Origin of the sequence: Rhodococcus sp. SORGH_AS_0303 (assembly GCF_030819335.1) — a bacterium.
GTDB lineage: Bacteria > Actinomycetota > Actinomycetes > Mycobacteriales > Mycobacteriaceae > Rhodococcoides.
This window is the reverse complement of the sequence record NZ_JAUTBO010000001.1, coordinates 1,272,005-1,288,386: the sequence shown is the minus strand read 5'-3', so window position 1 is coordinate 1,288,386 and position 16,382 is coordinate 1,272,005. Positions and strand designations below refer to the sequence as shown.

Sequence of the window (16,382 nt, the reverse complement as noted above, 5' to 3'; positions counted from 1 at the left end):
GCTGCGGGTCAGGAGCGGAGCTGCACTGTGACCGCAAGCACACCTGGACTGTACGCAGGTCTGCACACAACACGCAACTACGAATTGCTACTTGCGTGATTCGCGCACAAGTGCCATTGTGAGCTGAGTTACATCGAAGCCCGCGCTCGTGACCAGCCAGCGCAGAGGCGTCTCCCGAAAGGTCGTTCGATGCACACCACGAACACATGCGCGGTCCGACGGACGGTGACCCGGTGACCGCCGGCATGATCACGCCCGCCGACGTGCCGGCCGCCGAACCCGCGAAGACGAAGTCGAAGTCCGCGGGCACGGCGCGCTACATCGTCAAGCGGCTCGGTCAGAGCGCGCTCGCGATCTTCCTGACGCTCACCACGGTGTTCGTGCTGATCCGTCTCGCACCCGGCGATCCCGCCTACGCGATGGCGGGCCCGCTGGCCTCCAGCGAGGACATCGAGCGGATCCGCCAGAGCATGGGTCTCGACCAGTCGATCATCACGCAGTACCTGAAGTACCTGCAGGGACTGCTGCAGCTCGATCTCGGAACGTCGTACTCGTTCCAGGCGCCCGCCTTCGACGTGGTGCTCGATCGCCTCCCCTACACACTGACGCTCACCGTCGCCTCGATCGGACTGACGACACTGCTCGCCATCCCCCTCGGCGTCTGGATGGCACGCCGCGCGGACACCCGCCGCGAACTGGGCGCCAACGTCGTCACGATCGCCGGACAGTCGATGCCCGACTTCTGGACGGGCCTGATGCTCATCACCATCTTCGCCGTGGTGATCCCGATCTTCCCGGCCGCCGGCTTCGCCACGTGGTCGTCGCTCGTCCTGCCCATGGTCACCGTCGCCATCCTGCAGATCGCCCTGATCTCCCGCATGGTGCGTCGGGAGATGGTCGGCGCCTTCGGGTCCCAGTACGCGACGGTGGCGCGCGCACGCGGTGTGTCGGAGCGGAAACTCATCTGGCGCTACGCCCTGCGCAACTCGTCCATCCCAGTTCTCACTGCCCTCGGCACACGCTTCGCGTCGATGCTCAACGGTGTCGTGGTGGTCGAGGTCGTGTTCGCCTGGCCCGGTGTCGGATCGCTCGTCGTCCGCGCGCTCGAGACCCGCGACTACCCCCTCATCCAGGCCACCGTGCTCGTCACCGCGGTGCTCGCCGTCCTCGTCCAGCTCCTCGTCGACCTCTGCTACCCGCTTCTGGACCCCCGTGTCCGCCTGGGGAAGGGAACGTCCTAGATGACCACAACACTCGAGCCCCCGCAGGCGGAGCGCCCGTCGGCGGTCACCGCGAAGGACATCGCCAAGGCAGGCTCCACTCGGCGCGCCCGCGACAGCCGACTGAAGATCTGGGTGGGCAGCGTCTGCGCACTCGTCGTGATCCTCCCCGTCGCGTTCGCTCGCGTACTGCCGCTGCAGGATCCGGACGCCACCGACCTCGGTGCCCGCCGTCTCGCACCGCTCACCGACGGCCACCTGTTCGGAACCGATCAGCTCGGACGCGACCTGCTCGCCCGCGTTCTGTACGGCGGCCAGGTGTCACTGCTCGTCGGCATCCTCGCCGTGCTGGTCTCCGGACTCATCGGCCTGACCCTCGGCTCCATGGCCGGCTACTTCGGCGGCTGGGTCGACACCGTCATCAGCCGGTTGCTCGAAGCGCAGCTGTCCCTGCCGCTGCTCATGATGCTGCTCCTCGTCGTCGCCCTCTTCGGGCCGTCCATCCCGGTCATCACGTTCGTCATCGCGATCGCCCAGTGGCCCGAAATCGCTCGCCTGACACGCTCTCTGGTGCTCGTGGAGCGCGAGAAGCCCTACGTCGCCGCGTCGCGGGTACTCGGACTCGGCAAGGTCGCCATCCTCACCCGCCACATCATCCCGAACGTCATCAAGCAGACCTCGCTGGTGGTGCTGCTCCTCCTCGCCCAGGCGGTGCTCCTGGAGTCCGCCCTGAGCTACCTGGGCGCCGGACCGCAGCGGCCGTTCGCCACGTGGGGCCGCATCATCTCCGACGGACAGGACTACATCACGACGTCGTGGTGGCTGGTCACCCTGCCGGGCCTCGTCATCGTGCTCCTCGTCATCGGCGTCAACCTCCTCGGCGACGGTCTGCGCGACCGTCCCGCCGGCTCGGGCCTGAAGGCTCTGCTGGGGCGCTTCGCCATCTCGGGAAAGAAGGCCTGACATGACCGAGTCACTGCTCACCGTCGACGAACTGCAGATCGAGCTGGTCACCGACAACGGCATCGTCCGCGCCGTCGACGGGGTCTCCTTCGACATCGCGCCGGGCGAGACCGTCTGCATCATCGGCGAATCCGGCTCCGGCAAGTCGACCACCGCGATGGGGATCCTGGGGCTGCTGCCCGACGATCTCGCGGTCCTCTCCGGCCGCGCACGCTGGAAGGGCACCGACATCCTCGGCGACGACAAGGCGCTGCGGAAGATCCGAGGTGCCGACATCGCCCTGATTCCCCAGGACCCGATGACGGCCCTCTCCCCTGTCCACACGGTGGGGTCGCAGCTGCGAGAGGCCATCCACCACAGCGGTGTCCGCGGCAAGTCCGCGCAGACCACCCGCGCCGTCGAGCTGCTCGATCAGGTCCACATCGTCAACCCGGCGGACCAGCTGAACAGGTACCCACACCAGTTGTCGGGCGGCATGTTGCAGCGTGTCCTCATCGCATGTGCCCTGGCCGCCGATCCCGACCTCATCGTCGCCGACGAGCCCACCAGTGCACTCGACGTCACCGTCCAGGCCAGCATCCTCGACCTCATGCTCGAACTGCAGGAGCGCACCGGCATCGGCATGCTGCTCATCACCCACGACCTGGGTGTGGCCCGGCTGATGTCCGACCGGATCCACGTCATGAAGTCGGGCCGGTTCGTCGAGAGCGGCGACGCCCAGTCGATGGTCCGCAATCCCCAGAACGCCTACACCAAGAAGCTTCTCGACGCGGTCCCCCAGCTGGGCACCTGGTCGGGCGCACCCGCCGATCAAGGAGTCCCGGCATGAGCCTGTTGACCGTCGACGACCTGGTCGTCGAGTATCCCGTCGCCACCGGCACCTTCCGCGCTGTCGACGGTGTCAGCTTCAGCGTCGACAAGGGCGAGACCCTCGCGATCGTCGGCGAGTCCGGCTGCGGGAAGTCGACCATCGCCAAGGCCATCGTCCGGCTGCTGACACCGACGTCGGGACGGATCCTCGTCGACGGGGTCGACATCGCCGGGATGAAGGAGCGGGCCCTCAAGCCCTTCCGCTCGCGCGTGCAGATGGTCTTCCAGGACCCGTACGGTTCGCTGGATCCGCATCTCACGGCCGTCGACATCGTCGGTGAGCCGCTGCGCCTCAAAGGTGTTCGCTCCAAGGCGGACCGGGCCCGACGTGCCGCCGAGCTGATCGACCAGGTCCAGCTGCCGGCGTCGTCTTTGCACCGCCGTCCCGGCGAGTTCTCGGGGGGCCAGCGTCAGCGCATCGGCATCGCGCGTGCCCTGGCGTCCGAACCCGAGATCCTCGTGTGCGACGAGGCCACCAGTGCGCTCGACGTGTCGGTGCAGGCGCAGGTGCTCGACCTGCTGCGCACCATCCAGCACGACACCGGCATCACGTACGTCTTCATCTCGCACAACCTCGGCGTGGTGCGGGAGATCAGCGATAACGTCGTCGTGATGCGCAAGGTCGGCGTGGTCGAGAGCGGCGCCACCACAGACGTTCTGACCAACCCGCAGCACCCGTACACGGCGGCACTGCGCGCCGCGGCGCTCGACCCCTCCACGATGGAGGGCGTCAAGCCGCGCTACGTTCTGTCGGGTCGACCGGCACCTACCTCTGGAGTACCCGCATGATGTTCGGCTCCCTGCCTTTCGGCCCGATGGTGCTGGGCACCATGACCTTCGGTGACACTGTCGATCTCGACGGGTCGCGCGCTCTGCTCGACACGGCACTCGACGCCGGCATCACCCACATCGACACCGCCAACGGGTACGCGGGCGGAGAGTCCGAACGCATCCTCGCGCAGTTGCTCGCCGGTCGACGCGACGAGATCACCCTCGCCACCAAGGGCGGCATGTTCCTCGGCGACGCCGACGGCCACTCGCCCCTGTCGCCCGAGGGGCTGCGGCTCGGACTCGAGGCCAGCCTGCGCCGGCTCGGCACCGACCACGTCGACCTCTTCTACCTGCACCAGCCCGACCGCGCGTCGTCGCTCGAGGACACCCTCGGGACCGTCGCGAAGCTCGTGGCCGAGGGCAAGGTGGGAGCGCTCGGCGTCTCGAATTTCGCCGCCTGGCAGATCGCCGAGGTGAATCGCGTGTGCGACGAGGTGGGTGCGCCGCGGCCCGTCGTCGCGCAGCAGCTCTACAACCTGCTGGCCCGCCGCGTCGAGGAGGAGTACGCCGAGTTCGCCGCCGTCAGCGGTATCACCACGATGGTCTACAACCCGTTGGGCGGCGGACTCCTCACCGGCAAGCACTCGTTCGACGAAGCTCCCGGCGAGGGACGGTTCGGCGATTCGCGGCTGGCCGAGATGTACCGCGAGCGGTACTGGAACACCCAGATCTTCGACGCGATCACGCGCTTGTCCGCGGTGGCGTCGGACGCCGGCATGCCGCTCACCGAGCTCGCCCTGCGCTGGTTGCGATCGAAGCCCCTCACCGGACCGATTCTGTTGGGCGGCTCCAAGACCAGCCACCTGCAGGCCAACATCGACGCACTGGGCCGCGGTCCGTTGTCCGACGACGTCGTCGCCGCGTGCGACGAGGTCGGTGCGGCACTGCGCGGTCCGATGCCTGCCTACAACCGATAGGAAACCTTTCATGTCTGCCGCCGATTTCGCCCGTCGCATCCGTTCCCGTGAACGGGCACTGGGCTACTGGTCCGTCATCGACTCCCCCGTCTCCACCGAGTGGCTCGCCCACGTCGGGTGGGACTACATCTGCCTCGATCTGCAGCACGGCCTCATCGGTTACGACGGGATGCTGCGCGGCCTCACCGCCATCGACGCGGCTCAGGGCCCGGCCGGACTCGTGCGGGTCGAGTCCAACGACCAGACCTACATCGGCAAAGCACTCGACGCCGGTGCGCGCGGCGTCATCGTGCCGCTGATCGACACCGCCGAGGACGCCGCCCGCGCCGTCTCCTACGTGCGCTATCCCCCTGCCGGCGTGCGCTCATACGGTCCGATGCGCTCACAGCTGCGCGTCGGACCGCTTCCCGCCGACGCGAACGACAGTGTCGTCGTGCTCGCGATGATCGAGACCCCCGACGGCCTCGAGAACGTCGAGGCCATCTGCGCCGTGCCCGGACTCGACGGCGTGTACGTCGGGCCGTCGGACCTGCGCATCGCCGTCGGTGGCGCCTCCCCCTCGGACAGCTCCGTGGACGACGTGTTCGACGCGGCACTCGTGCGTGTGCAGGAAGCAGCCGCCGCGGCAGGGATCGCGGCCGGCATCCACACCCCCTCCGGCGAGGTCGCGGCGAAGCGCCTGGCGCAGGGCTACACCTTCGCGACCGTGGCCTCGGACCTCACCCACCTCAAAGCTGTGTCCGAGGGGCACCTGAAGGCTGCGCGGGGGTAGGGGTTCCGGTCGAGCGATCCGCGCCGAGAGGAGCGCGAGTGGGCCTGGTGTTCCACTCGTGAGCCGTGCGAGCGGGATCCCGCGCGCAGGACACGCACGTGGAACACCACGACCAGAGCTGCACCGCCTGTCGTACCGCCGCGTTACCTTCCTCCTCCGCATCGACTTCCGGGGGGAAACTATGTGCAGAGGGTGCGTCTCAGTGCCGGACATCAAGAGGAAGATCGCGCGCCACGGGTGGGCGGTGACCGCCGTGGCCGGGTCGGATCACGAGGTACCCGACGTCGCGTACACGACGGGCCTCACCAGCAGGTCGTTGCCCGAACTGATCGTCTACGGACTGCCGTTCCATCTGTCGGGGAGCCTGCTCCACGACATGGCGTCGCAGATGGTCGCCGGTCTCGCACTGTCGTCCGGGATCACGATCCGCAGTGCGACCGGCGACGAACCGGACATCGTGGTCATTCAGGCCGTCAATACCGCGGACATGGTGGTCACCGGTGCGCTGTACTCGGACTTCACTGCGCTGCAACTGGTGTGGCCGGACGTCGACGGCCACTTCCCGTGGGAGCCCGAGTACTCCATCTGTGCCCACCACCAGCCACTGATGGGCGTGGGGTGGGTATGACGGTTCGGGCCTGACCCGGGCGTGGTGTTCCACTGTCCGCCCTGTCGAGCGGGTTCCCGCGTCCGACATCGGAGGAAAGGGACACCACGCCCAGCGCGGAAGAACAACGAAATGGTCACAAACCATTCGGCCGAGTAACGAGTCGCCCGGAGATGCAGACACACTGAGGACACCAGACCACCCGAGAGGATCCTCATGCGCTCGCTCACGAAGCTCGCCGGAGCCGCGTTCGTCGGCATCACTGCCGCGACGATGTCCGTCGTCGGTGCCGGCACCGCGTCCGCGGTCGACTACCCCGCACCGGTGCCCGTCGATCCGGCGGCCTTCCTGCAGGGCGATGTCGCGTACTTCTCCACCGGCGCCGCCAACTGTTCCATCACCCCGGCGGGGGTCGTGGGTTGCGATCTTCCGGGCGGCGAGTACCTCACCCAGATCCCCTTCGCCCCCGTGGTCTACGACGTGGCGATCGACGTGCCGTGGTTCCCGGCTCACCCGACCTTCGGGATCGGCGGCCCGCGTGGGCGTGCCGGGAGCACTCCCCTCGGTGGCTCGCTCAGCTACGGCGGGGCCACCTGCTACATCGGCTTCAAGGGATCGCTGAACTGTTCCTCGATGGGTCACTCGTTCACGGTGTGGACGCCGTACATGACGTTGAGCTGACCTGAACGCAGCGAGTCACTTCGGATCGGAGCCGCCGTACTACTGTGATCGCGCAGTGGACGGAGGAGCAGCCATGGAACCGAGTGCCGAGATCGACGGCCTGATCGCCCGACACCCCGACTGGCGCGGTGACGCCCTGGCGGAAGCACGACGGGTAATTCTGTCGGTGGACGACGGCATCATCGAGGGCTGGAAGTACATGGGCTCCCCCGCCCGGGATCTCGACGGGCCGCTCATCGTCGGCGACATCTTCAAAGCGAAAGTGAAGCTCGGCTTCCAGTACGGGGCGTCGCTGGACGACCCGAAGGGCATCTTCAACGGTGAGCTCGGCGGGAAGCAGCGGCGCTCGTACGAACTCTTCGAAGGTGACGTCGTCGACGCGGAGGCATTAGCCGGACTGGTCCGTGCGGCGATCGAGCGGAATCGGAACACGAAGGCCGAGTCGCGCAAGAGATAGCCCCGCAGCCCTACACTCAGCCCCCGTACTTGGACGTCACCCGGTTCTCTAACCACTGCAACGCCATGGTGGGCGGCAGCGCCATCACCAGGATCAGCACCACGGTTCCCATGATGTTCTCCATGCGGATCAGGCTGACGTTGCGCAACAGTTCGTACCCGATGCCGCTCGATGCCGAGAACATCTCAGCGAGAAGTAGACCCAGGAACGCCAGACCGAACGTCATGCGCATACCCGTCGCGAGCGAGGGCAGCACCGACGGAACGACGATCTGCCGCACCAGCCGTGGCCAACTCACCTGCAGGGACGCGGCCATCTTCAGGTGGATCCGCTGCACGGACGCCGTGCTCTCCACGGCGACCAGGAACATGGGAATGAAGGCCGCGTAGAACGCGAAGCCCGCGCGGCTCAGCTCCCCGATACCCAGGAACGACAGGAAGATCGGGTAGAGCACGATCTTCGGGATGCTGTTGATCGCATAGAAGATCGGGACCACCGTGCGGGCCCAGAACGGGGTGAGCCCGAGCGCGAGGCCCAGGAGCGACCCGACGATCGTGCTGCCCAGGAAGGCGAGCACCAGGATGCGGAGCGAATCGAGCACGTTGGCACGGAAGTCCGGATTCCCGAGATCGGCGACCAAGGATCGCATCGCCTCGAGCGGCGTCGGGAAAATCAGACTGTCGGCGACGACAGCCGACACCCACCAGATCACCACGGCGAGCACTGCCACCACGAGCGGCGGCACCACACGACGTGCGGTGTGCACACCTCGACGCCGGGGCGCTACGGCCGGCGCGGCGATGGTCGGGGGCAGAGTGGCCACGGAGCGACTCATCAGCGACGCCTCCAATCGAATCGGTTGAGGGCGGCGGAGATGCCGAACGTCGCGATCAGGGCGATGGCCGCGACCACGAGGATGCCTGCGTACATGTCGGCGATGTCGAAGCTGTCGTACGCGATGGAGATGAAATGCCCGAGACCCTGTGTGGACAGGATGAACTCGCTGGCGAGCACCGAGATGATCGCGTAGGAGAGCCCCAGCTTGAGGCCTGTCACGATGTTGGGCAACGCGTACGGTAAGAGAATCGACCGAAAGTACTGCCAGCGGCTGAGCATCAGCGTGGTGCCCAGTTTGGTGACGATGGGCGACACGGCGTTGAAGCCAGTGCGCGCGTTGAGGGCCACCACACCGAACGCGAAGATGGTCGACAGGATGGCGATGGGTGCGACGCCGGCACCGAACAGCACCACCATGATCGGGTAGAGCGCGAAGGTGGGCACCGCGTAGTACACGTTCAGGTACGGCTGGAACGCTCTGTCCCACAGCTCGAATCGCCACAGGACGTAGGCCGCGGCCACCCCGGACACGGAACTGAGCACGAACGCGACCACGATGATGCCGAGCGTCCGCCCGAGAGCGTCGACGAGGAAGTCCGTGTCGGTCAACAGTCGGAGGGCGGTGAAGAACATGTCGGACACCGGAACGATGTCGAGGGGGGACGCGAAGAATCGTGCCGCGATGTCGACGGCCACCAATGCAGCGACCAGGATGACCACCGTCCACCCCCACGCCGGTAACCCCAGTGACGTGGCGGGTGCCGGCCGCAGATAACCGGGAACGACGGAGCTGCGTTCGGTGGTGCTCACGGCTCGATGCTCATCGTCTTCTTGGCCTCGTCCCGCAGCGTCGACCAGATGCGCTCGTGCAACGCGACGGCATCGGGACTGGCCAGCACGTCCTCAGACCGGGGCCGCGGCAGATCGATCGGTACCTCGTCGATGAATCGGCCCGGGCGGGCGCTCATCACGAGCACGCGGTCGGAGAGCAGCACGGCCTCCTGGATGCTGTGCGTGATGAACAGGACTCCGCAGGTGAGCTTCTCGACGATCTTCAACAACTCGTAGGACATCACGAGCCGGGTCTGCTCGTCGAGAGCGCCGAAGGGCTCGTCGGCGAGAACGAGATCGGGCTCCATCGACAGGCACCGTGCGATGGCGACGCGCTGTCGCATACCGCCCGACAGCTGCGTCGGGTAGTGGTCGCCGAATCGCGCGAGCCCGACGGTCGCCAGCAACTGGTCCGCGCGCTCGCGGCGCTCCTTCTTGCCGACTCCCCGCACTTCGAGTGCGAAGGCGACGTTGTCGCGAATGGTGCGCCACGGCAACGTCGCGGACTCCTGGAAGATCACTGCCGTCTTGGTGCGCGGTCCACTCATCGGCTGGTCGTCGATGGTCACCGTACCGCTGTCATGATCCTGCAGGCCTGCGAAGATCTCGAGAAGTGTCGACTTCCCGCATCCACTCGGACCGACGATCGACACGAACTCACCGCGCCCGATGGTCAGGTCGATCTCGTGCAGGGCGGTCACGTCACCGAAGTGTCGGGAGACCGAGGAGGCGATGGCTATGGCCGACGACGTCTCGGGTCGGGGTCTGGTCGCAGCGTGGGTCACGTCGATACCTTCTTCTCGAGGAGCAGGTCAGGCGGGGCAGTTGCCGGGAACGTCGGCGTCGACGTCGGGGGCGAGGAACTCGGGATCGAACAGGGTGCAGAAATCGGGCACACGGTCGCTGCCCGACGCGTCCACACCCGACTGGGCGGCCTCGACGGATGCCGCGTCGAATCCGCCGCCCCAGGTGTCCACGGACGAGGCACGTTCGACGACGGCGGTGGCCGACTCGACGTCGAATCCTGTGTAGTCCGCATAGATTCGGGCGGCTGCGACGGGGTCTGCCTTGATCGAGGCGACCGCGTCGGTGTACCCGTGGTTGATGGCGCGGACGACGCCGGGGTTGCTCGCGGCGTAGTCCTTGGTCGTGGTGATGGTCGACTGCAGGAATCTCTTCATATAGTCGGGGCTGCTGACGATGAGCTTGAAGTCCTCCGGCCGCTGTTCGGCGACGATGGACGGAATCAGGGCGATGTCGACGGAACCCGCTTCGAGCAGGGCCAACCCCTCCCCGATTCCACCCGACGACACGCGCTCGATCCGCGCAGGATCTGCGCCGGCGAGGGAGGGCAATAATCGGGTGAGCGCGTCCGACGCGGAGTTCGGTCGCGTGTACGCCCACCGGCGGACGTCGTCGATCGAGTCGACCGCCGAGTTCGACGCCAGCGCATAGAAATTCATCGGATACGGACCCTGGGTACCGCCACCCACGATACGCAGCTCGGACCCACCGGCGTCGGCCTGCACGATGGAGGGGTAGCTGACCTCACCGATGGGGATGTTGCCGTCGAGGAGGGTGCGCATGGTCGCGCTGCCGCCTTTGCCCGGAACGATGTTCTCGACGATGACGCCGTACTTCTCGAACAGTCCCTGCTTCTGTGCAACGAGCCACGGGATGCTGTAGATCTCGGCGGCAGCCGACACCGTCACGTCGATGGTGACGGGGTTCGCGGGGTCTGCGTCGCGGCCCGGTCCCGAACTGCAGGCGGTCAGTCCGACGGTCAGTCCGAGTACCGCCAGGAGCGGCGCGACTCTGCGTCTGTACATCTGTTCCTCGCTGGCTGGTCGATGTGGTGACGGACCACGAGAGGCGTCTCCGACGCCTGATCCGTTCGGCTGCAGTGCGGTTGGAAATCCACGCAACACCGACTTTACGGGATACATACGATGATTGACAGCGTTCGTGGTGATTTATCACCGCGATTCCGACAATTACCGCTCAATCATCTGATGTATGGCGGGCCAGGGCGTCGCTCGTGCCAGTCCGTCGTGCCCTGATACCGCATCCCTGCCTCGAAGAGCACACCCTCTCGACCTCGCGCAGCGGTGAGCTGGGCACCGACCGGCATCCCCGACAGTGGGTGGAACCCCACCGGCAGCGCGAGAGTCGGTCCGTCGTGCAACGACCACGGATAGGTGAACTGACCCATCCGTCGAGACAGGGCGACCACGTCGTCTCCGCCGGCGAGGGGCGGCACGTCCACGGGCATCGTCGGGGTCAGCACCAGGTCGACGTCCTCGAGGACCGGACGCAGCAGGGCTCGGAACCGTTCGCCCGCCTCGTGCGCCGCGGCGCGATCCTCGTCGGTGATGCCGAGTCCCAGCATGATTCGTTCTCTGGTTGCCGCCTGGAACAGGGACGGTTGCGTACGCAGCCTCGCTCGATGGTGACGCGCGAGATCGCTGTAGACGATCGTGTAGACGATGTCCTGGGCGTCGGCCGCGAAGGGCAGCGACACGGGAACGATCGTCACGTCCAGCTCGGCGAACAGGCTCACGGCGTTTCGGACGGTACGGGCCACACCCTCGTCCAGGTCGGAGGAGATGAACACGTCCGGCACTCCGACACGGACTGTGCCCGTGACGTTCTCGGTCGAGCGGGAGGACAGTGCGTCGAACAGGGCGGCCACCTCCCCGACCGTGCGCGCCATCGGGCCCACCGTGTCGAACTCCTCGCTGACGGGGTGAACACCGGCCGTGCTGATCGACCCTCTACTCGGACGCAGGCCGGTGACACCGCACGCAGCGGCGGGCAGTCGGACCGAACCGCCGGTGTCGGTACCCAGCGCAGCGTCCACGATTCCCGCCGCGACGGCGATACCGGAGCCTCCGCTGGAGCCACCCGGAACCCGGCCGAGGTCCCACGGGTTGCGGGACGGCCCCGCGGCCGAGTTCTGCGACGTCACGCCGACGGCGAACTCGGCCATGTTCAGTTTCGCGGTCACCCGAGCGCCGGCCGCACGCAGGCGTGTCACCACGTCAGCGTCGTGGTCCGCCCGGTGGTCGGTGAAGTAGGCCGAGGCACAGGTGGTCTCGATGCCGGCGACGTCGATGTTGTCCTTGACCCCGACGGTCTTACCCGCGAGAGGCCCCTCGCCGGCCGGGGGTGCATCGATCCACCGGATGACGCTCCCCAACCGACGGTCGAGAGCGAGCGGGGACAGGTCCGGTGTCTCACCGGCCTGTCCCCCACTCTCGGTCAGGCTGCGCTCCGCGCTCGCAGCTCCGCCGTCGCGTCCTCGTCGACGGTCCACGATGCGGTGTTCACGACCACACCGTAATCGCGTCGCGCGTCCTCCTCGGTGAGGTACTCGTCCCAGACGTCGCTCAGCACCTGGAACGGGTCGCGCTCGAAGGGATCGCCGAAGCCGCCACCGGACGGGAGCTTGATCTCCAGGGTCTCCCCGGCACGAATGGTCTCCTGGGTCACCTTGGAGTAGAGCACCTCCTCGCGGTCGGTCCCGGCGTTACGAGTGAACGCACCCGAGACGCCCTGGTGCCCACCGAGAGCTCCCGCCGGCGGATCCGATCGGTTGTCCGCCTCGGAGCCCAGGAACGTGTCGGTCTCCATCAACCACTTGCGCACACTCCCGATACCGCCACGCCACTTGCCGGGAGCCGGTGCCTCGTCGCGCAGCTCGTAGCGCAGCGCCCGCATGGCATGGTTGAGCTCGAGCTCCTCGATGGGGTTGTTGCGGGTGTTGGCCATCAGCGCGTCGACGGCGTCCATGCCGTCCTTGCCGTTGCGGCCGCCGTACGACCCCTCGTTGATCTCGATGTACACCCAGTACGACTCGCCGTCGGGCGCGATGCCGGAGTACGCGATGGCACACAGCGCCGCGGACGACCCTGCGATCGCATGGTCCGGAAGGACCGGTGCGAGAGCGAGATTGATCGAGTCGAACACACGGTTCACCTGAGAGAACCGCGCGAAGCACGACGCCGGGAAGTCCGGGTTGAAGATGGTGCCCTCGGGTGCGTACGCCTTGACGGGTCGGAAGCAGCCGTCGTTCTGCGGAACGAAGTCCTCGGTGAGGTCCTCGTCCAACAGGATGGTCCGGATGGCCGAGACCGCGACCGGGAGGACCGACCCCTCGAAGGGGACGTTGAACGCGGTGGGGACCTGACTGTTGGAGCCGGTGAGGTCGATCAGGATGTCCTCCCCCTCGACCTGCACCCGCACGGCCACCTTCAGCGGCTCGTCGCGGTTCTTGCCGTCGTCGTCCAGGTACCCGATGGGTGCCTCATAGCTGCCGTCGGGGATCTCACGAATCTTGGCACGCAGCATGGACTCGGAGTAGTCCATCCACCGTTCGCCCGCACTCATGACGGTGTCGAGACCGTACTTCTCGAGCAGCTCCGTGAAGCGCTTCTCGCCGATCCGCGAGCACGCAATGAGGGCCTCGAGGTCGCCACGGTTCTGCTCGGGGGTGCGGACGTTGTCGAGAATGTGCTGGATGAGGTAGTCGTTGCGGACGCCCGCCTGGTAGATCTTCATCGAGTCCATGAGCTTGCCCTCGGCCCACACGTCGACGACGTCCATGCACAGTCCGGGGAAGTTGCCCCCCACGTCGGAGACGTGGCCGGTGCAGCCCGCGAAGCCGATGTGTTCGCCCTGCCAGAAGATCGGGATGATGACGCCGTAGTCCGGCGAGTGTGCGGCGCCGTGGTACGGATGGTTGTGCAGGATCACGTCACCCGGCTCGTACGTTCCCGCGAGCCTGCGGTTGACACCCCGGATGTAGGCGGGGATCGAACCGCAGTGCATCGGTGTGGAATCCGACTCGCACAGCTCACGCCCGTTGATGTCGAAGATGCCGGCGCCGAGGTCCTCCGACTCGCGGATGAGGCTGGAGTACGCCATCCGGTAGAGCACCTGGGCCATCTCCTTGGCCATCGACTGCAGAGCACCGCCGATCACCCGCAGCGTGATCGGATCGACCTCAACGTCGTTCCACGTGCGCGTGGAGTCACCCGCCAACGAGACTCCGGTGGTGGGCATCAGCGTCTTGCTCATGCGAGGTTCCTCTCGATGATGATGTGGCCGACGGCGTCGACGGTGGCGTGCTGATTCATTCCGACGATGGTGGTCGAGTCGAACTGCTCGACGATGGCGGGTCCGTCGAACCGGTTGCCCGCCAGCAGGAGCGATCGCTCGTACACCGGGGTCTCGACCCATTCGGGCTTCGCGGTGTCGTCCTTCCAGAAGAGCGCGCGGGCCGTGGTCTTGATCGCGGCGGAAGCGTCGGCGGTGCCCTTCTCGATGTCGGCGATGCGCACGTGAGGCACCGCACCGACGCCCGTGACACGGACGTTGATCAGCTGCACGGGTTTGTCGTCGAAGCGCTGGGAGTACGTGCGCCCGTGCGCCTCGTGGAAGGCCTCGGCCGTCGTCTTAACCCAGACGTCGTCGATCTCGCCGTCGGGTGCCTGCACGCGGAGCTCGTACCCTTGCCCCACGTAGCGGCAGTCGACGCTGCGCTCGAGCGAGATGTTCTCCGGTGCAACCCCGTCCGCCCGCAACTGGGCCACTGCCTGCTCGGACAGCCGCTCGACCTGCTGACGCAGCAGCTCGATGTCCGGGTCGGCCGACGAGGTCCACACCGTGGTGGGCTCCTCGTAGCGGATGTCGGTGGTGAGCAGACCGACCGCGGACGTGATGCCGGGGTGGCCGGGCACGATGACGCGCGGGATACCGAGCTGATCGGCGATCTGCCACGCGAACAGCGGCCCTGCTCCACCTTCCGCGATGAGGGAGAAGTCGCGGGGGTCGTACCCCTTGCGCACCGAGTGCAGGCTGATGGCTTCCGTCATGGAGTGCGCGAGGATCTTGAAGATGCCCATCGCCGCCTCGTCGAGAGGCGCGTCCAGCTTGTCGGCGATGTGGGACTGGATGGCGGTGCGGGCGAGTTCCGGCTGAACCCGCATGGTGCCGGACAGGAAACTGTTCTCGCGCAGCCACCCCATCATGACCATCGCGTCGGTCGAGGTCGGCTCGGTACCGCCGTGGCCGTAGCACGCAGGTCCGGGAACGGCACCGGCGCTGCGCGGTCCGACGCGGAACATGCCGCCGTCGTCGACCACCGCGATGGAGCCACCGCCGGCGCCGATGGTGTCGACCTCCGCCATCGGCACCATCGCGTGGTAGTCGCCGATGCGGGTGTCCAGGAGGTGCTTCATCCGCAGTGCGCCGTCGGGCGCCACTCCCACGTCCGCCGAGGTGCCGCCGACGTCGAGGGTGATGACGCTGGGGAAGCCCGACGCCTTGCCGATGGCGCAGCCGCCGAGGAGACCGGCGACCACACCGCTGGTCAGCAGTGACACGGGAATCTCACTGGCGCTCCGGGAGGTGACCAGTCCGCCGGCGGAGGTCATGAGGTGCACGTCCTCGCCGACTTGTGCCGCGCTCGCCTTCTGTGCGAGGTTCTCGATGTACTGCGACGTCTTCGGCCCGATGAACGCATTGAGCGCGGCGGTGGAGAAGCGCTCGTACTCGCGGTACTGCGGAGCGACCTCACTGGACAGCGACACGAAGACGCCGGGGAACTCCTCGGCGATGATCGCCTTGACCCGCTGCTCGTGGGTCGGGTTGCGGTAGGAGTGCAGAAAAGCGACGGCGATGGCGTCGACACCTCGCTCGCGCAGGAGCCGAACCTGTTCCCGCACAGCATCTTCGTCCAGGGGTGTCAGGACGGCGCCGGAGGCGTCGATACGCTCCGGAACGACGCGCCGGTTCCGCCGCGGTACCAGTTGCCACTTCTGCCACGGCAGATCCTGGTAGTTGGAGTAGTTCAGGGGTCGCTTCTTGCGCGCGATGTGCAGGAGGTCGCGGAACCCCTCCGTCGTGATCATTCCGACGTCGCACCCGTTGTGCTCGAGGACGATGTTGGTGGCCACCGTCGTGCCGTGGAAGAACATGTCGATCTCGGCCGGGTCGATTCCGGCCCGCTTGGCCAGGACAGCGATGCCGTCCATCGTGCCGATCGAGGGATCGTGGTTGGTCGACGGCGTCTTGTGCACCACCACGGTGCCGTCGTCGTCCCACAACACGAGGTCGGTGAAGGTTCCACCGACGTCGACTCCGATTCGTTTCATGTGCCATCCAATTCTGTCGGCTCTCACGTGGGGAGCAGGAGTGGGACGACCGGGACGCGTCGCTGCAGTCCGGGAGTCCGTGCGGGGTCTCTATGCACCCTGCGAAGGTGACCCGAGTCATAGTGCGCCACCCTGTGCCCGAATGCAATACCTCTGATGTTTTGGGCAGGTGACGCCTCGTCAGGTGCCCTTCAGTCCCACTCGACGGCATCCGACACCCTAAACAGCCGATGTATTGC

Annotated in this window: 16 protein-coding genes; 9 read left to right on the top strand and 7 right to left on the bottom strand. The window is 66.9% G+C overall.

Annotation, left to right across the window (positions count from 1 at the left end):
- The first annotated feature begins 206 nt into the window (after window positions 1–206).
- From QE449_RS05995 to QE449_RS05955, 9 genes are all read left to right on the top strand, one after another.
- Window positions 207–1,241 (top strand): ABC transporter permease, encoded by a 1,035-nt coding sequence (locus QE449_RS05995; RefSeq protein ID WP_307108450.1) that lies wholly within the window; start codon window positions 207–209, stop codon window positions 1,239–1,241.
- A complete protein-coding gene (locus tag QE449_RS05990) occupies window positions 1,242–2,183 on the top strand; it encodes an ABC transporter permease (protein ID WP_042575606.1) in 942 nt (313 codons plus the stop codon). It abuts the gene before it with no gap.
- 1 nt (window position 2,184) lies between these two features.
- Window positions 2,185–3,012 (top strand): ABC transporter ATP-binding protein, encoded by an 828-nt coding sequence (locus QE449_RS05985; protein ID WP_051613142.1) that lies wholly within the window; start codon window positions 2,185–2,187, stop codon window positions 3,010–3,012.
- Complete coding sequence (locus QE449_RS05980; protein ID WP_307108449.1) at window positions 3,009–3,842, top strand: ATP-binding cassette domain-containing protein; 834 nt, start codon at window positions 3,009–3,011, stop codon at window positions 3,840–3,842. The genes QE449_RS05985 and QE449_RS05980 overlap by 4 nt, the downstream gene beginning before the upstream one ends.
- Window positions 3,839–4,801, top strand: a complete 963-nt coding sequence (locus tag QE449_RS05975; protein WP_307108448.1) for an aldo/keto reductase — start codon at window positions 3,839–3,841, stop codon at window positions 4,799–4,801. Before QE449_RS05980 ends, QE449_RS05975 begins: the two co-directional genes overlap by 4 nt.
- 10 nt (window positions 4,802–4,811) lie before the next feature.
- On the top strand, window positions 4,812–5,573 hold the full coding sequence (locus tag QE449_RS05970; protein WP_307108447.1) for an HpcH/HpaI aldolase/citrate lyase family protein: 762 nt from the start codon (window positions 4,812–4,814) through the stop codon (window positions 5,571–5,573).
- A gap of 202 nt (window positions 5,574–5,775) precedes the next feature.
- Window positions 5,776–6,201 carry a DUF4262 domain-containing protein gene (locus QE449_RS05965; RefSeq protein WP_056695792.1) on the top strand — a complete coding sequence of 142 codons (426 nt, stop codon included), beginning with the start codon at window positions 5,776–5,778 and terminating at the stop codon, window positions 6,199–6,201.
- A 195-nt stretch (window positions 6,202–6,396) separates the two neighbouring features.
- A complete protein-coding gene (locus tag QE449_RS05960) occupies window positions 6,397–6,861 on the top strand; it encodes a hypothetical protein (RefSeq protein ID WP_027504884.1) in 465 nt (154 codons plus the stop codon).
- A gap of 73 nt (window positions 6,862–6,934) precedes the next feature.
- A complete protein-coding gene (locus QE449_RS05955; protein WP_307108446.1) occupies window positions 6,935–7,318 on the top strand; it encodes a DUF1801 domain-containing protein in 384 nt (127 codons plus the stop codon).
- Between the two features lie 16 nt (window positions 7,319–7,334).
- On the opposite strand, the gene QE449_RS05950 is transcribed toward QE449_RS05955, so the two are convergent.
- From QE449_RS05950 to QE449_RS05920, 7 genes are all read right to left on the bottom strand, one after another.
- Entirely contained in the window at window positions 7,335–8,141 is an 807-nt protein-coding gene (locus tag QE449_RS05950) for an ABC transporter permease (RefSeq protein WP_307108445.1), read from the bottom strand.
- Between the two features lie 11 nt (window positions 8,142–8,152).
- On the bottom strand, window positions 8,153–8,965 hold the full coding sequence (locus QE449_RS05945) for an ABC transporter permease (RefSeq protein ID WP_027504881.1): 813 nt from the start codon (window positions 8,963–8,965) through the stop codon (window positions 8,153–8,155).
- Window positions 8,962–9,771: an ABC transporter ATP-binding protein gene (locus QE449_RS05940; protein WP_307108444.1), complete on the bottom strand. Its 810-nt coding sequence runs from the start codon at window positions 9,769–9,771 to the stop codon at window positions 8,962–8,964. Before QE449_RS05940 ends, QE449_RS05945 begins: the two co-directional genes overlap by 4 nt.
- 27 nt (window positions 9,772–9,798) lie before the next feature.
- Window positions 9,799–10,815, bottom strand: a complete 1,017-nt coding sequence (locus tag QE449_RS05935; protein ID WP_027504879.1) for an ABC transporter substrate-binding protein — start codon at window positions 10,813–10,815, stop codon at window positions 9,799–9,801.
- Window positions 10,816–10,991: 176 nt separating this feature from the next.
- Window positions 10,992–12,302: an amidase gene (locus QE449_RS05930; RefSeq protein WP_307108443.1), complete on the bottom strand. Its 1,311-nt coding sequence runs from the start codon at window positions 12,300–12,302 to the stop codon at window positions 10,992–10,994.
- Entirely contained in the window at window positions 12,248–14,065 is a 1,818-nt protein-coding gene (locus QE449_RS05925; protein ID WP_082042838.1) for a hydantoinase B/oxoprolinase family protein, read from the bottom strand. The genes QE449_RS05930 and QE449_RS05925 overlap by 55 nt, the downstream gene beginning before the upstream one ends.
- The gene (locus QE449_RS05920; protein ID WP_307108442.1) at window positions 14,062–16,143 is read right to left on the bottom strand and encodes a hydantoinase/oxoprolinase family protein; all 2,082 of its coding nucleotides are present in this window, start codon (window positions 16,141–16,143) and stop codon (window positions 14,062–14,064) included. Before QE449_RS05920 ends, QE449_RS05925 begins: the two co-directional genes overlap by 4 nt.
- Window positions 16,144–16,382: the final 239 nt, after the last annotated feature.

Bases quoted from the DNA above. Each gene is read 5' to 3' on its own strand.
- QE449_RS05985 (WP_051613142.1), top strand. From the start codon at position 2,185: ATGACCGAGTCACTGCTCACCGTCGACGAACTGCAGATCGAGCTGGTC.
- QE449_RS05970 (WP_307108447.1), top strand. From the start codon at position 4,812: ATGTCTGCCGCCGATTTCGCCCGTCGCATCCGTTCCCGTGAACGGGCA.
- QE449_RS05955 (WP_307108446.1), top strand. From the start codon at position 6,935: ATGGAACCGAGTGCCGAGATCGACGGCCTGATCGCCCGACACCCCGAC.
- QE449_RS05980 (WP_307108449.1), top strand. From the start codon at position 3,009: ATGAGCCTGTTGACCGTCGACGACCTGGTCGTCGAGTATCCCGTCGCC.
- QE449_RS05925 (WP_082042838.1), bottom strand. From the start codon at position 14,065: ATGAGCAAGACGCTGATGCCCACCACCGGAGTCTCGTTGGCGGGTGAC.
- QE449_RS05935 (WP_027504879.1), bottom strand. From the start codon at position 10,815: ATGTACAGACGCAGAGTCGCGCCGCTCCTGGCGGTACTCGGACTGACC.
- QE449_RS05975 (WP_307108448.1), top strand. From the start codon at position 3,839: ATGATGTTCGGCTCCCTGCCTTTCGGCCCGATGGTGCTGGGCACCATG.
- QE449_RS05990 (WP_042575606.1), top strand. From the start codon at position 1,242: ATGACCACAACACTCGAGCCCCCGCAGGCGGAGCGCCCGTCGGCGGTC.
- QE449_RS05920 (WP_307108442.1), bottom strand. From the start codon at position 16,143: ATGAAACGAATCGGAGTCGACGTCGGTGGAACCTTCACCGACCTCGTG.
- QE449_RS05960 (WP_027504884.1), top strand. From the start codon at position 6,397: ATGCGCTCGCTCACGAAGCTCGCCGGAGCCGCGTTCGTCGGCATCACT.
- QE449_RS05995 (WP_307108450.1), top strand. From the start codon at position 207: ATGCGCGGTCCGACGGACGGTGACCCGGTGACCGCCGGCATGATCACG.